This is a genomic window from Streptomyces sp. NPDC059679, assembly GCF_042734105.1.
In the GTDB taxonomy this organism is placed as follows: domain Bacteria; phylum Actinomycetota; class Actinomycetes; order Streptomycetales; family Streptomycetaceae; genus Streptomyces.
Genome location: NZ_JBHWES010000066.1, coordinates 1 through 18,072, shown reverse-complemented (window position 1 = coordinate 18,072; position 18,072 = coordinate 1). Strand labels below are relative to the sequence as shown.

At 71.3% G+C, this 18,072-nt stretch carries 9 protein-coding genes and 1 pseudogene; 5 read left to right on the top strand and 5 right to left on the bottom strand.

The window, feature by feature from the left end; translation table 11 throughout:
- Window positions 1-59: 59 nt before the first annotated feature.
- From ACFV2X_RS43965 to ACFV2X_RS43955, 3 genes and pseudogenes are all read right to left on the bottom strand, one after another.
- A pseudogene (locus ACFV2X_RS43965) lies at window positions 60-959 on the bottom strand (2-hydroxy-3-oxopropionate reductase); the annotation flags it as partial.
- Window positions 960-1,079: 120 nt separating this feature from the next.
- Window positions 1,080-1,910 carry a hydroxypyruvate isomerase family protein gene (locus ACFV2X_RS43960; protein WP_385627209.1) on the bottom strand — a complete coding sequence of 277 codons (831 nt, stop codon included), beginning with the start codon at window positions 1,908-1,910 and terminating at the stop codon, window positions 1,080-1,082.
- On the bottom strand, window positions 1,910-2,299 hold the full coding sequence (locus ACFV2X_RS43955; RefSeq protein ID WP_385627208.1) for a gamma-glutamylcyclotransferase: 390 nt from the start codon (window positions 2,297-2,299) through the stop codon (window positions 1,910-1,912). Before ACFV2X_RS43955 ends, ACFV2X_RS43960 begins: the two co-directional genes overlap by 1 nt.
- 307 nt (window positions 2,300-2,606) lie before the next feature.
- Here ACFV2X_RS43955 and ACFV2X_RS43950 point away from each other — a divergent pair, with 307 nt between their 5' ends.
- The 3 genes from ACFV2X_RS43950 (at window position 2,607) to ACFV2X_RS43940 (ending at window position 4,647) form a co-directional block, all read left to right on the top strand.
- Window positions 2,607-2,807, top strand: a complete 201-nt coding sequence (locus tag ACFV2X_RS43950) for a DUF3311 domain-containing protein (RefSeq protein WP_089511843.1) — start codon at window positions 2,607-2,609, stop codon at window positions 2,805-2,807.
- Window positions 2,804-4,300, top strand: a complete 1,497-nt coding sequence (locus tag ACFV2X_RS43945) for a sodium:solute symporter (RefSeq protein WP_385627206.1) — start codon at window positions 2,804-2,806, stop codon at window positions 4,298-4,300. Before ACFV2X_RS43950 ends, ACFV2X_RS43945 begins: the two co-directional genes overlap by 4 nt.
- A 155-nt stretch (window positions 4,301-4,455) precedes the next feature.
- Window positions 4,456-4,647 carry a hypothetical protein gene (locus ACFV2X_RS43940; RefSeq protein WP_385627205.1) on the top strand — a complete coding sequence of 64 codons (192 nt, stop codon included), beginning with the start codon at window positions 4,456-4,458 and terminating at the stop codon, window positions 4,645-4,647.
- Window positions 4,648-4,776: 129 nt separating this feature from the next.
- Here the strand turns inward: ACFV2X_RS43940 and ACFV2X_RS43935 are convergent, their stop codons facing one another.
- Window positions 4,777-6,216 carry a rhodanese-like domain-containing protein gene (locus ACFV2X_RS43935; RefSeq protein ID WP_385627203.1) on the bottom strand — a complete coding sequence of 480 codons (1,440 nt, stop codon included), beginning with the start codon at window positions 6,214-6,216 and terminating at the stop codon, window positions 4,777-4,779.
- Window positions 6,217-6,417: 201 nt separating this feature from the next.
- The gene (locus tag ACFV2X_RS43930) at window positions 6,418-7,578 is read right to left on the bottom strand and encodes an acetyl-CoA carboxylase biotin carboxylase subunit family protein (protein ID WP_385627202.1); all 1,161 of its coding nucleotides are present in this window, start codon (window positions 7,576-7,578) and stop codon (window positions 6,418-6,420) included.
- Between the two features lie 293 nt (window positions 7,579-7,871).
- Here ACFV2X_RS43930 and ACFV2X_RS43925 point away from each other — a divergent pair, with 293 nt between their 5' ends.
- On the top strand, window positions 7,872-10,760 hold the full coding sequence (locus ACFV2X_RS43925; protein WP_385627201.1) for a LuxR C-terminal-related transcriptional regulator: 2,889 nt from the start codon (window positions 7,872-7,874) through the stop codon (window positions 10,758-10,760).
- Window positions 10,761-10,818: 58 nt separating this feature from the next.
- On the top strand, window positions 10,819-18,072 hold a 7,254-nt coding region (locus ACFV2X_RS43920), incomplete at its 3' end, for an SDR family NAD(P)-dependent oxidoreductase (RefSeq protein ID WP_385627199.1).

Sequence of the window (18,072 nt, the reverse complement as noted above, 5' to 3'; positions counted from 1 at the left end):
TGTCGGTCGGTACATCGAAGTCGGTACATCGAAGAGGCGTGGGTTGTGCCGGTGCGGGCTCAGCGCGGGTCGCGGCCGGCCAGCCGCTCGACCCCGCGCAGCAGCGCGGAGTGGTCAAGGCCGCCGTCGCCGCAGGCACGTGCCGAGGCGACCAGCTGGGCGACCACGGCGCCCACGGGCAGCGGCGCACCCACCGCGCGTGCGGCGTCGGTGACGATGCCCATGTCCTTGTGGTGCAGGTCGATCCGGAAGCCGGGCTTGAAATCACGGCCCAGCACCGCGTCCCGCTTGCGGGCCAGGACGGTGGAGCCGGCGAGGCCGCCGCCGAGGACTTCCAGCGCCGCCTCCAGGTCGACTCCGGCGTTCTCCAGGAACACCACGGCCTCGGCCAGCGCCTGGAGGTGGATGGCGACCATCAGCTGGTTGGCGGCCTTGACCGTCTGCCCGGCCCCGTGCGGGCCCACATGCACGATGGTGGTGCCCAGCGCCTCGAACACCGGCCCGGCGTCGGTGAAGTCGTCCGGATCGCCGCCGACCATGATGGACAGCACGCCCTCGATGGCGCCCGCCTCGCCGCCGGACACCGGGGCGTCGAGCGTACGCAGGCCCTTGTCCCGCGCGGCTGCCGCCACCTCCAGCGAGGTCTGCGGGGTGATGCTGCTCATGTCGATCAGCAGGGTGCCGGGCGCGGCGTGTTCCAGGACGCCGCCCTCGCCGAGGAAGACCTCCTTCACCTGCTGATCGGCGGGGACCATGGTGATCACGACGTCGGCGTCGGACACCGACTCGGCGATGCTGTCGGCGCCCCGGCCACCGGCCGCGACCAGGGTGTCGATGGCCGCGCGGCTGCGGTTGTATCCGGTGACGGTGTGTCCGGCCCGTACCAGGTTGGCGGCCATCGGGCCGCCCATGATGCCCAGGCCGATGAAGGCGATCTTCCGGGAAGTGGCACTCATCGTAGGTTCCTTCGTGTCATGGGTGTGTGGTCGGGGTTGGCTGGATGGTCCGCGTTGTCCGGCTGGTCGGGGTTGTTCGGGTAGTTGGCGTTGTCCGTGTGGACGCGGGTGTCCCGATCCCGGTCAGGCGTGGCGTTCGCTGCCGCGCCGTTCGCGCGGGAGCCAGTCGAAGCTGTCCGCGCTCGGGCCCTCGGACTTGTACTCCAGACCCACCCAGCCGGTGTAGCCCGCGGTCTGGAGGTCGGCCAGCTGCCCGTCGAGGTCCAGCCCTCCCGTACCGGGCGCTCCCCGCCCCGGCGCGTCCGCGATCTGTACGTGTCCGATGCGGTCGGCGTGGGCGGCGATGACACCGGCCACGTCGTCTCCGTTGACGGCGAGGTGGTAGAGGTCGGCCAGGAGGCGGAGGTTGCGGCTGCCGGATTCGGCCGCCACCCGGTCGATGACGGCGAGCGCGTCCGTGGCGGTGCGCAGCGGATACGCGGGGGCACCACTGACCGGCTCCACCAGGACCGTGCCGCCGATGCGCTCGACGGCCTTGGCCGCCAGCGCCAGATTCTCCACCGCGAGGTCGTCCTGCTCCGCCGGGGCGACGCCGTCGAGCCGGTTTCCGTACAGGGCGTTGAACGACCGGCAGCCCAGTTGCTCACCGATCGCCACGGTGACATCGATGTTGTCGCGGAACTCCGCCACCCGGGCCGGCCAGGACACCAGTCCACGGTCGCCCCCGGCCATGTCCCCGGCGAAGAAGTTCAGCCCTGTCAGCCGGACACCGGCATCGCGCACCGCCCGGACGAAGGTGTCGACCTCCGCATCCGTCGGCACCGCCGTCGCGTAGGGCCACCAGAACTCGACCGAGTCGAACCCGGCGGCCTTCGCGGCGGCCGGACGCTCCAGCAGCGGCAGTTCGGTGAAGAGGATCGACGCGTTGACGGTGCAGGGAAGTCGGTGCTTCATCAGTTCTCCCGGCCGAGGGTCTTGAGGTACGGGCGCCAGCCGCCGAAGGCGGTGATCTCCTGGTGGACGCCCTTCTCCAGCTCGCCACGGCGAAGAACCATCGAGAAGGACGACGAACCGTCCTGGAGCCGGATGATGCCGAACTCCAGCTCAGGCGGTTCGGAGGGCAGCAGATGGTCGCGCAGCACCTCATCGGGGACGTCGTAGACCTCGCCGTCCATCGCGGTGTCGACGCCGGGGTCGGGCAGCAGCCCGGGGCAGGTGTCCCGGATCGAGAAGAAGCGGTAGCCGGAAGCGGTACGGGTCCGCGCCACGAGCGGGGCTCCGCGCAGGTGGTGATGGAAGGGGCCGCCCTCCATCGCCTGACCACTGAGGAACATGCGTGCCATGGGGATCTCCTTCGGGAGACGGGTGGCTTCTGCGATGCGGATATTATTTTCTGCATCGCGGAATAACAACCCCCCTCGGTGGCGGCGAAAACCCTTGACAGGTCCTTGAGGCGGACCTATACATCTGCCAACTGAAAAATTGTTTCCGCATGATGAAAAGCCTGCCTCGTCTCCTCTGTTGGCAAGGCATGTGTTGGCAAGGCATGGCCATGCGTGGCGTCCCGGCGGCGCCGCGCGAGACGTGCCACCCACCCCAGACGGCCTCGCCCCATCAGCGGTGTACGGCCCGGCCCAGGAGGTTCTCGACGTGAAACCCATCCATCTGCTCGGCGCGATCCCGTTCATCGGGATCCTCGGCGGGATCTTCTTCGCGAACCGGGTGACGCCCTATGTCCTCGGTATGCCGTTCATCCTCTTCTGGCTGGTCATGTGGGTCGTGCTGATCTCGGCAACCATGGCCGTCATCTACCGTCTGGACCCGGCGAACCGGGAGGAGCAGAGCTCATGATCGCCCTCGCCGTCATCTTCGTCTTCCTCCTCGCGGCCCTGGGTCTGGGCCTGCGCGCCCGCCGCGGCAGGGACATGGATCTCGAACAGTGGTCGGTGGGCGGCCGCGGCTTCGGGACGGTCTTCGTCTTCCTGCTGCTGGCCGGCGAGATCTACACGACCTTCACCTTCCTGGGCGCCTCGGGATGGGCCTACGGCAAGGGCGCACCCGCCTACTACATCCTCTGTTACGCCTCACTGGCCTACGTACTGTCGTACTGGCTGCTGCCGGCCGTATGGCGCTACGCCAAGCAGCACCGGCTGATCTCGCAGTCCGACTTCTTCGTCGCCAAATACAACAGCCCGCTGCTCGGCGCGCTGGTGGCCCTCGTCGGAGTCGTCGCGATGGTGCCCTACCTCGTGCTGCAGCTGAAGGGGCTGGGGATCATCGTGTCCGTCTCCTCCGACGGCCGTATCTCCTCCCACTGGGCCATTGTGATCGGCACGGTGGCGCTGACCCTGTACGTGACCATCTCCGGCATCCACGGCTCGGCCTGGACCTCGGTGCTCAAGGACGTCGCGATCCTCGCGGTCGTGCTGATTCTGGGCATCTACCTGCCGATGCACTACTACGGCGGCATCGGCGAGATGTTCCGGGCAGTGGACCAGGCCCACCCCAACACCCTCACCCTGCCCTCGAGCGGCATGAGCACATCGTGGTTCGCATCCACCGTGCTGCTGTCGGCGGTCGGCTTCTATATGTGGCCGCACACCTTCAGCGCCTCGTACAGCGCCCAGAACGAGCGTGTCTTCCGCCGCAACGCCATCTTCATGCCGCTCTACCAACTCATCCTGCTCTTCGTCTTCTTCGTCGGCTTCACCGCCATCCTGGTCGTGCCCGGCCTCAAGGGTGCCGACGCGGACCTCTCCCTGCTGCGCATCACCACCGCCACCTTCCCCTCGTGGTTCGTCGGCATCGTCGGTGGCGCCGGACTGCTCACCGCGCTGGTCCCCGGGTCCCTGCTGCTCATGACCTCCGCGACCTGCCTGGCGAAGAACGTCTACCGCCTCGCCCGGCCCCACACCAGCGATAAGCACATCGGCCGTCTCGCCCAGTTGCTCGTGCCCGCCCTCGCCCTGATCGCCCTCTACTTCACCTTCAACGGCGGCAGCTCGATCGTCTCGCTGCTGCTCATGGGCTACGCGCTGGTCACCCAGCTCTTCCCCGCCCTGCTGGCGAGCCTCGCGGCACGGCAGATCGTCACCAAACAGGGAGCGGCCGCGGGCATCGTCGTCGGCGTCACCACGGTCGCCGTCGTCACCCTCTCCGGCGTCACGGTGGGCAGCCTGCTGCCGGGGCTGCCCCAGGCGGTGAAGGACCTCAACGTAGGTGTCATCGCCCTCGTCCTCAACATCGTGACGATGGCCGCCGTCTCCGCCGTCACCCGCACCGCGAGCCCGGCCACCGCCGTCCGCCTCCGGCCCGAATCCGAAGCCACGGCCGGCACCGGCTGACCCGACCCGCCCCTCGGGCCGGGACCGCGTGCGGGCGGTCCCGGCTCGGCGGCCACTGGGAACACACCTACGCCGGCCACCCCGGCATGTACGGCCAAGAGCCCTCGGCCCCGCCGTTCACGCGGCCACCGTCTTCCATGCGGCCGGAGCGGGCGATGTGCTGGAGCCCGGCGCCGGACACGGCCGTGACGCGCTGTATTTCGCACGCGGAGGGCCTCGCCGTCCGGGCGACCGAGGAGATCCACGCGCTGGTGGGCGAGGTGCGCCGCGTCCTCCGCGCCGACGGGGTGTTCGTGTACACCGTGCGGCACACCGGCGACGCCCATTACGGCGCTGGTCGCTCATGAGGGCGACACCTTCGAGCACGGCGGCTTCGCGGTGCACTTCTTCTCCCGCCGCTTGGCCGACGACCTCGCCGACGGCTGGAACCTCGTCGAGGTCCACCCCTTCGAGCAGGGGGACCTATCGCCCTCGTGTCACGGGCCCGTCATGGACCCGGCGTGTTCGAATGCGTCGTCGACGAGTACGACCTGACGGCCCGCGGCGGCCAGCAGGGAGGCCGCGATCGCGGCCCGAAAGCCGCTGTGACAGTGCACCCAGATCTCGGTGTCCGGCAGGGCCGGAAGGGTGTGGGGCAGTTCGGGCAGCGGTAGGTGCCGGGCGCCGGGCAGATGTCCGCGCCGCCATTCGCCGCCGTTCCTGACGTCCAGGATTTCCATGGTCCGCCCGGCCAGGGCGGCGGCCAGGGTGGTGAAGTCCGCGCGCGGGTAGGAGGTCAGCCACCGGGGGCCCGCCCATTCCAGCGGGTTTCCGGTGGCGACGGCCGCGGGATGGTCGAAGCCGATCCGCAGGAGCTCCGTCCTGACGGCTTCCAGCTGTTCGTCGTCGGTCGCCAGCAAGGTGAGCGGGGCGTCGAACGGCACCAGCCAGCCCAGATAGGTGGCGAGGGCCCCGCACGAGTCGATGTTCACGGTGCCCCGCAGATGGGTGTGCGCGAATTCCGCTCGCGGCCGTACATCCACCACCCACTCCCCGGCCGCCACACGGTCGGCCAGCTCGGTCAGGTCGGCGGAGCGGGGCGCGCCGAGGTCGGCCAGGGGTGTCGGCCCGGTGGCATTGATCGTGGCCATCCGGCGGTAGTACGCGGGGTAGGGCTCGAGGCCGGACAGGGCACTGGAGACGAAGGCGTCCTCGTCCAGCGTGAAGACGGGATTGGTGGCACGTTCGTGGCCGATCGTCGAGCGCTCGACCGCGCCGGCCGTCGCCGCCGCACAGAAGCTCCCGAAGCCATGGGTCGGCAGGACCACGGTGTCATCGGGCAGCACCTCGGCCAGATGGCGGGCCGACCGGTACTGCCGACGGGCCAGCGGCTCGGCCGCCTCCGCCCCCATCAGATCGGTGCGCCCGGTCGTCCCGTACAGCACCGACCCTCCGGTGCATACGAGCCGCGGCACGCCACCGCGGAGCGCGAACGCATACGCCAGATGATGGTCGGTGTGCCCGGGCGTGGCGATCACCTGGATGCTCAAGTCCCCGGCCGGGATCTCGTCCCCGTCGCCCGTCCGTACGGCGTCGAAGCCCAGCTCGGGACCGGTCGGCACCACGTAGACCGCGTCCAAGTGACGGGCCAGTTCCAGACCGCCCGTGACGTAGTCGTTGTGCACATGGGTCTCCACCACCGCGCCGAGCCGCCACGCCCGCGAGTCGAGCACGGCGGTGATCCGCTCGATGTCACGCTGAGGGTCCACCGCGACCGCGACCGTGCCATCCGAGATCAAGTAGCTGCGATTCCCCAGGCCGAGCGTGGCCAGCTGGACGACTTCCAGATCTTCGGGCAGCGGCGCCGACAGCCGCGGCTCGCCCGCCACGACCCGACCGACCGCCTCGGCCCGCACCGAGGTGTCGCGCTCCGGCACGGCGGCCCCATGGCGTCGACCGCCCGTCTCAGCCGCTGGGCTCCCGGACACTTCCGCTCCCTATTGACGTTCGGCAATAGGTGATTCCAGGACAACTCTCGACGCCTCGGCAGTCAACTCCGCGCGGGGCCGCTCACGCGTCGAGCCGGGCGGCCTGCGGTGCGGATCATCATCGGCCGTCGTCAGCCAGACGTACGCCTTCTACGCGCCGCCGGCCTCGTTGAATCGCACGATGTCGTCCATCGTTTGGTGCAGTTTCAACTCGTCCGGGTCGGAGACGATGGCCTGTCCCACGCGGCCATATGGTCCGGCCGGTGCGTCGGGCGAATATTGGATCTCGTCGAAGAGGAAGTTGCGCTCGAAATCCTTCTGGGTCAGGTTTCCCCCTTTGGGGCGACGTAGAAGTAGGTACCCGTAGAAGCGCTCCGGTGCACCGCTGTCCAGCGTTTCGGCCACTTCCTCCCCAAGTGCCAGGCTGATCTCGATATCAAAGAGATCGACACCGAATGTCAATTTATTGACCTGGGGGGACAGTGCCCCGGGGAGGCGGATGGCGCACTCGCCGAAAGTCAGTCCCGATTTTTCCGTGAATGCTTCCAGATGGAAGACGCAATCGGGCGGGTTCAGGTCGGTGAGCGCCTGCCTGGCAAGGGTCTCTGCTTGCTGGAAGAGTGCTGAATGCTGCCTTCTGTCCAGTACGTGCGCGGCCAGGACGCCGCCCTGTACGGCGCTGAGCGGTGAAATGTGGTTACTGCTGATGGATGACCACCGGAGGTCGCCGTTCTTCCAGATGCCGTCAATATAGACTTCCGGGGCGTCGATGAAGGACTCGGCGACGATCTCGACATCTGACTGGCCCGAGAACAGCTTCAAGGCCCGCGCATACTCCTCCGGTGAGCGGATGATGTTCGTGCGGAGGGCGCCGGCACCGGTCGCCGGCTTGATCACAAACGTATCCCCGAGCTCGCCGGCGAGATCCGCGAACGAAGTATCCCTGGAGGCGTATCGGCAGCGTGCTCGCTTGATCTGGGGCGACAACTTGCTCTTCTGGAGATATTTGTCCCGGAAGTAGAGAGTCGCGGCTGAGTCCGTATTCCCGGGGAGGCTCATCTGTTGCCGCACATAGGCTGCCCCGAATACGCCCATCTCATGTACGGTCAGCACCCCTGCCACATCATCGAGGCGAGCGGAGAGCACTGCCCGCAATATTTCCTGGGCGTTCTCCATGTCGGTGACACGCTTGAACCGCCGACCCACCGGCGTGTTCACCGGCGCCTGCACGATATAGAAAGGTTCCAAGCCTCGGCGCTGCAGCGCCTGGTCGAGACCGTCCCTATGTCCGATGACAATCATCTTCGGCATTTTTGTCTCCCCCCGTTACGGCTGACCAAAACCCTGAGGCGAACACCGTGGCATCATTCCATGGCGATGCGGAAATGCGGCCTGTGATGTGAGCCACAAGTTGATCTCGGTAATAAGTGGCATGGGGCCGCTTATTCCATTGCTGCATGCCTGGGCGTATTCGCCCGGCCCGGCGGAGGGCGGCGGGTGGCGCTCCGCCGACGTACGAGGGTGACTCCGCCGGGACTCGAGCGAACCCGCACACACTGCGGTCCGGAACCAGTCATGATCCGTGACAGCAGTCCTGGAGGGCCATGCTCATTGACCGGAGCGCTCACATAGAGCTGGCGGAGGCGACGCTCCTTGCGTGTGCGGCAGGCGATTTCCGGCTGCTGGTCGCCGAGGGCGGGCCGGGGTGCGGCAAGAGCGAATTCCTGAAGCGGTTCGTGGGGATCGCGGCCGAATCCGGTGCCGTGGTCCTCGACGCGCCCGGTCTGCCTGGCGACAGCGGCACCCCGCTCGGCCTCGTACGACGGCTGGCCGAGCACCCGGCGCTGCCGGACCGGACCCGCGAGCGGCTGCGACTCGCCCCGGCACAGGACGGGCCCCGGGCGGTGGAGCGGCTGTGCGGGGCGCTGTGCGCGCTCTCCGCGTCCGCACCGCTGGTGATCGCGGTCGACGATCTGCACCACGTGGACCAGGCGTCGCTCCGGCAGCTGCTGCATATCGCCCACCACGCCCGCATGGCCAGGATCCTGCTGATCGCCACGGATAGCCCGTACGGCATGGACAGCCCGTACGGCGGCACGGAGTGCCCGTACAGCACGGAGCGCCCGTACGGTCGGGGCGGCGATCCGCTGCTCGGCGCCGAACTGCTGCGCCACCCCGGCTTCCGGCGCATCACGCTCGACCCGCTCGGCCCCGAAGGCGTGGCCAGGCTGGCAGAAACGCTCGGCAACCAGCCGGTGGACGGCCGCCTCGGCACCGAGTGCTACGCACTGACCGGCGGCAATCCGCTGTTGCTGCGGGCCCTGCTGCAGGATCGGTGGGCGGTGCCGGACACCGGTGGCCGGGTGCCGCGGCCCACCGCCGGGGGACCCTTCCACCAGGCGGTAGTGGCCTGCCTGGCCCGCACCGGGACGCCCATCCGGGACGTCGCCGGCGCACTGGCCGTACTCGGGCCGTCCGCCACACCCGCGCTGCTGAGCCGACTGCTCGGACTGGACACGACGGCGGTCGACCGCGCCCTCCAGGTACTGGAGCTCAGCGGATTGACGGATTCACATCGCTACCGGCACCCGGTCGTCGTGGCGGCCGCTCTGGACCATCTGGACGCCGCCGACCGGCGGTCGCTGCACGAGCGCAGCGCCCTGCTGCTGCACGAACAGGGCGCCCGGGCCACTGAGGTCGCCGACCATCTGCTGGCCGCCCAGCCCGCGGTCCCCTCCTGGGCGGTCGCCGTGCTGCGTGACGCCGCCACCCAGGCTCTGGTCGACGACGACGCGCCCGCGGCGATCCGGTATCTGGACCTCGCTTGCCGCGCCTGCCAGGAGCCGCCCCAGCGGGCCGCGACCCGGATCGCGCTCGCCGCCGCCACCTGGCGGGTCAACCCCTCCGCAGCCGAACACCACCTCGGCGACACGCTCGCGGACCTGCACACCGGCGCGCCGACGGGCAGTGACGCGGCCCTGCTCGTACGGCTGCTGATCAGCTGTGGCCGACTGGAGGAGGCGGGCTGGGCACGGGCCCGGCTGCAGACGGCCGGCCACCCCGGCAACGACCCCCGCAAGGACCCCGACGGCGGCCCCGGCTCGGACGCGGCTCCGGGCACGGACGCGGGCCCGGACACGGACCCGGGCGCGGTGCGGCCGTCGGTGGTGCACCCCTGCCCCTGGCCCGTCGCCCCCGACGAGAGCCGTCCGCGCCCCTCGTCCGACACCGCCGCCCCCCGCGAGCCCTGGGACGAGACTCCCGGCCCCGGCGCGGCCGCCGCCGTCTGGGGCATCCCCGGCCCCGGCACCAGCGAGGCCGCGGCGGACGAGGCCGAACGGCGGCTGCGCGCCTGCCCGCTGCTGGACGGCACGCTGGCGGTGGTGGCCAACGCCGTACGGACCCTGCTGCGGGCCGGTCGTACGGCTGATGCCGATGAGTGGTGCCACCGGCTGCTCAAGGAGGCGACGGCCCGGCGCTCGCCCGGCTGGCGGGCGGAGTTCCTTGCCATCCTCGCCGAGATCGCCCTGCGCAAGGGCGTGCTCACGGACGCCGAGGAGTGCGCCCGGCAGGCCCTGGCCTGCCTGCCCGGCCGCGGTGGCAGTGTGCTCGTCGGAGGTCCGCTCGCCTGCCAGGTCCACGCGTACACCGCCATGGGCCGGTACGACGACGCGACCCGTGTGCTGCACCACCCGGTGCCGGGCGCGCTGTTCCAGAGCGTGTACGGCCTGGCGTATCTGCGCGCCCGCGGCCACTACCACCTGGCCACCGACCACTGCCGCGCCGCACTCGGCGACTTCCTGGCCGCCGGCCGTATGGCACAGCGCTGGGGCCTGGACCACCCCGCCGTGCTGCCCTGGCGCACCGACACCGCCCAGGCGTTCCTGCGCCTCGGCGAGCGCGCCAGGGCGGCGCGGATGATCACGGAACAGCTGTCCTGCGCCCACCTGTGGAGCGACCCGCACACCCGGGGCGTCTCGCTCAGACTCCGGGCCCGGGTCGCCGCCGCGCCGGAGCGCCCGCATCTGCTCACCCAGTCAGTCGAGGTGCTGCAGCGGTGCGGGGACCGGCTCGAACTCGCCCGGGCGCTGGCCGACCTGGGGGCCGCCTACCGGAGCATCGGCGAGTCGGTCCGGGCCAACAACGTACGGCGCAGGGCGTGGCGGATGGCCGAGGAGTGCGGCGCCAAGGCGCTGTGCGACGCCATTCTGCCCTGGCAGGCGATGTGCGGCGGGGACCGTCCTGACCTCCCCGGCCGTGACCAGGGGGCGGGGCTGAGCGAGTCGGAAATGCGGGTGGCCATCCTCGCCGCGAACGGCAATTCGAACCGTGAGATAGCGCTACAGCTGTGCGTGACGATGAGCACGGTCGAACAGCATCTGACGCGCGTGTACCGCAAGCTGCGCATCAGCCGCCGCCAGCAACTGCCGAAGAGTCTGATCGGTCCGGTGGGGACACCGGCGACGGACCGCAGAGAGCTGTCCTCGCTCTGACGAGCCGTCCGAACACACCATCCGTGATGCCACGGAGGTCCACAGGTTGGAGATGCCGATGGCCGCTGGCCACGACAAGGTGATCGAGGCGCTGCGGGCGTCCCTCAAGACCAACGAGCGGCTGAGGGAACAGATCCACGGGCTCACCACAGCGGCGCGGGAACCCATCGCCATCATCGGCATGGCCTGCCGCTATCCGGGCGGGGTGGCATCGCCGGAGGACCTGTGGGAGCTGGTGGCCGCCGGCCGGGACGCCATCGGCACCTTCCCCGAGGACCGGGGCTGGGACGTGGAGCGGCTGTACGACCCCGACCCGGAGCGGGCCGGCACCTCGTACACCCAGCGCGGCGGATTCCTGTACCAGGCAGGGGAGTTCGACCCCGGTTTCTTCGGGATCAGCCCGCGTGAGGCGCTGGCGATGGACCCGCAGCAGCGCCTGCTGCTGGAGATCTCCTGGGAGGCGTTCGAGCGGGCCGGGATCGACCCGGCCTCGGTGCGCGGCAGCCGCACCGGGGTCTTCGCCGGCGTGATGTACCACGACTACGGCTCCCGGCTGCACACCGTCCCCGAAGGCTTCGAGGGCTATGTCGGCAACGGCAGCGGCGGCGGCGTGGCATCCGGCCGGGTCGCCTACACCCTCGGCCTCGAAGGCCCTGCCGTGACCGTGGACACCGCCTGCTCCTCCTCACTGGTCGCCCTGCACCTGGCCTGCCAGGCGCTGCGGGCCGGCGAGTGCTCACTCGCCCTGGCGGGCGGGGTGACGGTGATGTCCACCCCCAGCCTGTTCGTCGAGTACTCCCGGCAGCGCGCGCTCGCGGCGGACGGCCGATGCAAGGCGTACGGGGCGGGGGCGGACGGCACCGGCTGGGCAGAAGGCGCCGGAATGCTGCTGGTGGAACGGCTCGCGGACGCACAGCGGCTCGGCCACCGGGCGCTGGCGGTGGTCCGGGGCAGCGCGGTCAACCAGGACGGCGCGAGCAACGGCCTCACCGCCCCCAACGGCCCCGCGCAGCAGCGGGTCATCCGGCAGGCGCTGGCGAGCGCCGGGGTGTCCGCGTCCGAGGTCGACGCGGTGGAGGGGCATGGGACGGGGACGCGGCTGGGTGATCCGATCGAGGCGCAGGCGTTGCTGGCGACCTACGGTCAGGAGCGGCCCGCGGACCGGCCGCTGTGGCTCGGGTCGATGAAGTCCAACGTCGGCCATGCGCAGGCGGCCGCGGGCGTGGGCGGGATCATCAAGATGGTGATGGCCATGCGGAGCGGGACGCTGCCGCGCACATTGCACGCGGACGACCCGTCGCCGCACATCGACTGGGACTCGGGCGCGGTACGGCTGCTGACCGAGCCGGTCACCTGGCCGGAGTGCGACCGGCCCCGCCGCGCCGCGGTGTCCTCCTTCGGGGTGAGCGGCACCAACGCCCATGTGATCCTCGAAACGGTGTCGCAGATGGCGCCGCAGACGGAAGCCGCGTCGCAGGTGGAAGCCGCGTCGCAGGTGGAAGCCGCGTCGCGGACGGAAGCCGACGACGCTCCCGCGCCGCAGGGCGCCCCCGGCCATGCCGTGGCGGGGCCGCTGCCCTGGCCCCTGTCGGGCGCGACGGCCGAGGCGCTGCGGGCCCAGGCCGGGGAGCTGCGCCGCTTCGTGGCGGCCGACGAGCGGCTGCACCCCGCCGACATCGGGCACACCCTGGTCTTCGGCCGCTCGGACCTCGCCCACCGCGCCGTCGTCCTCGGCTCCGACCGGGAAACCCTGCTGCGCGGGCTGGACACCCTGACGGGGGAGGGGCCGGCCGACGGCTCGGTCGTACGGGGCGCGGCGGCGGCCGGGGCCGGTGCGGGTGTGGTGTTCGTCTTCCCGGGACAGGGCGGCCAGTGGGTCGGCATGGGGCTGCGGCTGCTGGAGACCTCGTCCTTCTTCGCCGAGCGGATGGCGGAGTGCGAGGCGGCGTTGGCACCGTATGCCGACTGGTCGCTGCTGGACGTTCTGCGCCGGAACCCCGGGGACCCGGTGTGGGAGCGGGCCGATGTCGTCCAGCCGATGCTGTTCTCGGTGATGGTGTCGCTGGCACAACTGTGGCGCTCGTACGGCGTCGAACCGGACGCCGTACTCGGCCACTCCCAGGGCGAGATCGCCGCCGCCCACATCTGCGGCGCGCTGACCCTCGACGACGCCGCGAAGGTTGTCGCCCTGCGCAGCCGGGCCCTGCAGACCCTGCGTGGTTCGGGTGGCATGGCCTCCGTACCACTGCCGGCGGACGAGGTCACCGAGCTGCTGCGGACCACCTGGCCGGACCGGCTCTGGGTGGCCGCCGTCAATGCCCCCACGGCCACGGTGATCTCCGGCGACGCGGGATCCCTGGCGGAGGCGCTGGAACACTACCGGGACCAAGGCGTCGACGCGAAGCGGATCCCGGTCGACTACGCCTCCCACTGCCCGCATATCGAAACGGTGGAGCAGGAGCTGTTGGGCCTGTTGCGGGGGATCGCCCCACGGGCCGCCGACATCCCCTACTACTCCACCGTGGACAACCAGTGGGCCGACACCATGGGACTCGACGCCCGGTACTGGTACCGCAATCTGCGCCGGCCCGTACGTTTCGCCGAGGCGGTCCGCGCCCTCGGCGCCGCCGAGTACCGGACGTATGTCGAGGTCGGCCCGCACCCCACCCTCAGCCTCGCCATCGAGGACACCACCGAGGCCGACGGCGCCGCGGCCACCGTCGTCGGCTCCCTGCGCCGCGGCGAGGACGACGCCCACCGCATCCTGACCTCGCTGGCACGCGCCCATATTCATGGCCTGCCCGTGGCCTGGGACCGCCACTACGGGGCGGTTGCCCCCGAGGCGAGCCATGCCGACCTGCCCACCTACGCCTTCCAGCGCCGCCGCTACTGGCTGGACGCTCCGGCGAGCACCGGGGACGTGACGGCCGCCGGGCTGGCCCCGATCGGACACCCACTGCTCGGCGCGGCCGTCGGGCTCGCCGAGGGCGACGGATATCTGCTCACCGGCCGGCTCGCCCCGCACACCCACCCCTGGCTCACCGACCACGCGGTCGCCGGTACCGTCCTGCTGCCGGGCACCGCGTACGTGGAACTGGCCGTACACGTCGGCGAACACCTCGGCTGCCCCCAGTTGGAAGAGCTCACCCTGCACGCTCCGCTCGTCCTCCCCGACACCGGCGGCGTGGCGCTCCAGGTGGCCGTCGGCGCACCGGACGAGACCGGCCGTCGCGTACTGAGCGTCTACGCGCAGCGCGACGACGACCCCGCGCGGGAGGGGGCGGCCCAAGGCGCATGGACACGGCATGCGACCGGCACGCTGGCGGCCGAGAGCGCAGCCGACGACACCGACGGCGCCGACAACACCGACGGCGCCGGGCGTTTGGCTGCGGCGTGGCCTCCGCCGGGTGCGGAGCCCGTGGACATCGGCGGCCTCTACGACACGCTGGACGCTGCCGGCTTCGGCTACGGCCCGGCCTTCCAGGGGCTGCGCGCCGTCTGGCGGCACGGCGAGGAGACCTACGCCGAGGTGCGGCTCCCCGACCAGGTGGCCGCCGACGCGCCACGTTTCCGCCTCCACCCCGCCCTGTTCGACGCCGCGCTCCACCCGCTGGCGCTCGACAGCGGTCGGCAGGAGGAGAGCGCACCGGGAGACGGCCTGCTGCCCTTCACCTGGCGCGGCGTCAGTCTGCGGACCCCGGGCACGCCGACGCTGCGCGTACGGCTGCGGCCACAAGGGCCGGACGCGGTGGCCTTGGATGTGGCCGACGAGACGGGCGCGCCGGTGGCCTCGGCCGAATCGCTCACCCTGCGACCGGTGGCACTGGAGGATCTGCGAGCCCTCGGCGGCCAAGCGGGCGACACCCTCTACGCCCTGGACTGGACCGCCGCGTCCGAGCCACCGACGACGGCCCTCGGGCGGTGCGCCGTGCTCGGTCCCGCCATTCCAGGATGGGCCGCCGCGTTGGAGACGGCGGCAGCGGAGCCCGTACGGCGGTACCCGGACCTCGCCGGACTGACGGCGGCCCTGGACGCGGGCGATCCGCCCCCGGACCTGGTGTTCGTGGGCTGCCCTCCGGCCGCCGCCGGGCTCGACGACACGAAGGCAGCCGACGCACACACCCGTACCCGTATCCGTACCGGACAAGCGCTGGACCTGCTTCAGGGATGGCTCGGCGAAGCGCGGCCGGCCGGCGCGCGGCTGGTGCTGGTCACCTGCGGCGCGGTGGCCACCGGGTCGGCTGAGGGAGTCACGGACCTGGCGGGCGCGGCGATCTGCGGACTGGTGCGATCCACGCAGGCCGAGGAGCCCGACCGCATCCTCCTGGTGGACCTGGACCCGGTCGAGGAGTCGTGGGCGGCGCTGCCACGGGCGGTCGCCCTGGGAGAACCGCAGGTGGCCATCCGGGCCGGCCAGCCGCACGTGGCCCGGCTGGTTCGAGCCGACACCGAGGGGGACGCCCTGCTCACGCCGCCACAGGGGAGCGGCGGCTGGCGGCTCGACTGCGTCGAGGCGGGCACGCTCCAGGGGCTGACGCCAGTGACGTCCTCGGCCGACACCGACCCGCTGGGTCCGCGTCAGGTACGGATCGAGGTGCGTGCGGCCGGGCTGAACTTCCGCGATGTCCTGGTGGCACTCGGGATGGTCCCCGGACAGCGAGGGCTGGGCAGCGAAGGCGCCGGGGTGGTGCTCGAAGTCGGGCCGGAAGTGACCGACCTGGCGCCCGGGGACCGGGTGATGGGCGTGTTCGCGGACGCCTTCGGCCCGTTCGCGGTCGCCGACCGGGCCACCGTGATCCGCGTCCCCGACCACTGGACCTTCGCCCAGGCCGCCGCCGTCCCCGTCGTGTTCGCCACCGCCTACTACGGGCTGGTCGACCTGGCGGGACTGCGCCCGGGCGAGTCCGTACTGGTGCACGCCGCGGCCGGCGGAGTGGGACTGGCCGCCGTCCGACTGGCCCGCCACCTGGGCGCCGAGGTCTACGCCACGGCGAGCCCCGGCAAATGGGACACCCTCCGCGCCCACGGCATCCCCCCGGAGCACATCGCCTCGTCCCGCACCCTCGACTTCGAGAGCCGGTTCACCGGCCGGAACATCGACGTCGTCCTCAACTCCCTGGCCCATGAGTACGTCGACGCCTCGCTGCGCCTGGTGTCCGGCGACGGCGGCCGGTTCCTGGAGATGGGCAAGACCGACCTCCGCGACCCGGAAGAGGTGGCGCGGGCGTACCCCGGTGTCGCCTACCGGGCGTACGACCTGATGGAGGCCGGACCCGAGCGCATCGGGGAGATCCTGCGCACCGTGCTGCGGCTGTTCGACGAGGGCGTGCTGACCCCGCTGCCGCTCACCTGCTGGGACATCCGGCAGGCCAGGGCTGCCTTCCGCCAACTCCAGCAGGGCCGCACCGTCGGAAAGAACGTGCTCACGCTGGACCGCACCCCCGACCCCGACGGCACCGTCCTCATCACCGGCGGCACCGGCACCCTCGGCGCCGCACTCGCCCGCCACCTCGCCGCCACCGGCCGAGCACGGCATCTGCTGCTGATCAGCCGCCGTGGCCGCAATGCGCCAGGCGCAATCGAACTCATCGCTGAAATCGACGAGTTGGGGGCGACGGCGGCCGTCGTCAGCTGCGACGTCGGCGACCACGCCGCACTCGCCGAACTGCTCAGGCAGATCCCCGCCGAACACCCGCTGACCGCCATCGTCCACGCCGCGGGCACACTCGACGACGCCACTCTCGGCTCCCTCACCGCGCGCCACCTCGACTCCGTTCTGCCCGCGAAGGCCGATGCCGCCTGGCATCTGCACGAGCTGACCCGCCGGCTGGATCTGGCCGCGTTCGTGCTGTTCTCGTCCGCCGCGGGCGTCCTGGGCTCGCCGGGGCAGGGCAACTACGCCGCCGCCAACGCCTTTCTCGACGCGCTCGCCTTCCAGCGCCGGGCGATGGGACTCCCCGCCGTGTCCCTGGCGTGGGGGCTGTGGGAGGAGGCCAGCGGAATGACCGGCCACCTCGACCAGGCCGACCGCACCCGCATGGCCCGCGTCGGCCTCCGGCCACTGGCCACGGACGAGGCCCTGGCGCTGTTCGACGACGCCCTCGTCGGCGGGCCACCGCTGCTGCTCCCGGCCCGAATCGACACCAAGGCGCTACGGGGCACCACCGCCCCTCCCCTGTTCCAAGCCCTGGTACGCCCCACCACCGGCCACCGGCCACGTCCCTCGACCCCCGACGGCCGCTCCGCCCTCCGTACCCGGCTGGCCGGGCTCGACCCCGCCGCACAGCACGAGGCCCTGCTCACCCTCGTCCGCGGCCACGCCGCCACGGTCCTCGGCCACCCGAGCCCCGACGCCATCGCCCCCGAGGCGGCCTTCCGCGACCTCGGCTTCGACTCCCTCACCGCCGTGGAACTCCGCAACCGCCTCAAGGAGGCGACGGGTTTGCGGCTCCCCGCCACCCTCGTCTTCGACCACCCCACTCCTGCTGCTCTCGCCCAGCACCTGCTGGACGGACTCCTCGGCGGCGCCGATACGGCCACCCTGGCTGCGGCTCCTGCTCCGAGCAAGGCGGCGACGGGGGCGGATGAGGCCATCGCGATCATCGGCATGGCCTGTCGGTATCCGGGGGGTGTGCGGTCGGCCGAGGGCCTGTGGGATCTGGTCGCCTCGGGCACCGATGCCATGAGCGGATTCCCCACCGACCGCGGCTGGGACCTCGACCGCCTCTACGCCCCCCAGGACCAGGACCGGCCGGGCACCACGTACACCCGCCACGGGGGCTTCCTCCACGACGCGGGCAAGTTCGACGCGGGATTCTTCGGCATCGGCCCACGCGAGGCGCTGGCGATGGATCCGCAGCAGCGGCTGCTGCTGGAGACCTCCTGGGAGGTTTTCGAACACGCGGGAATCGACCCCTCGTCGGTGCGGCGGAGCCGGACCGGAGTCTTCGCCGGTGTGATGCCGACGGACTACGGCCCCCGGCTGCAAGACACCATGGCCGAGGTCGAGGGCTATGTCCTCACCGGAAACTCCGGCAGCGTCGCCTCGGGCCGTATCGCCTACACCTTCGGCCTGGAAGGCCCCGCGGTGTCGGTGGACACGGCGTGTTCGTCGTCTCTGGTGGCGTTGCATCTGGCGTGTCAGGCGTTGCGGGCCGGGGAGTGCACCATGGCGCTGGCCGGCGGGGTGACGGTGATGGCGACGCCTGGTGCCTTCGTGGAGTTTGCGCGGCAGCGGGGGTTGTCGGTGGATGGGCGGTGCAAGGCGTTTGGGGTGGGTGCGGATGGTACGGGGTGGGCTGAGGGTGTGGGG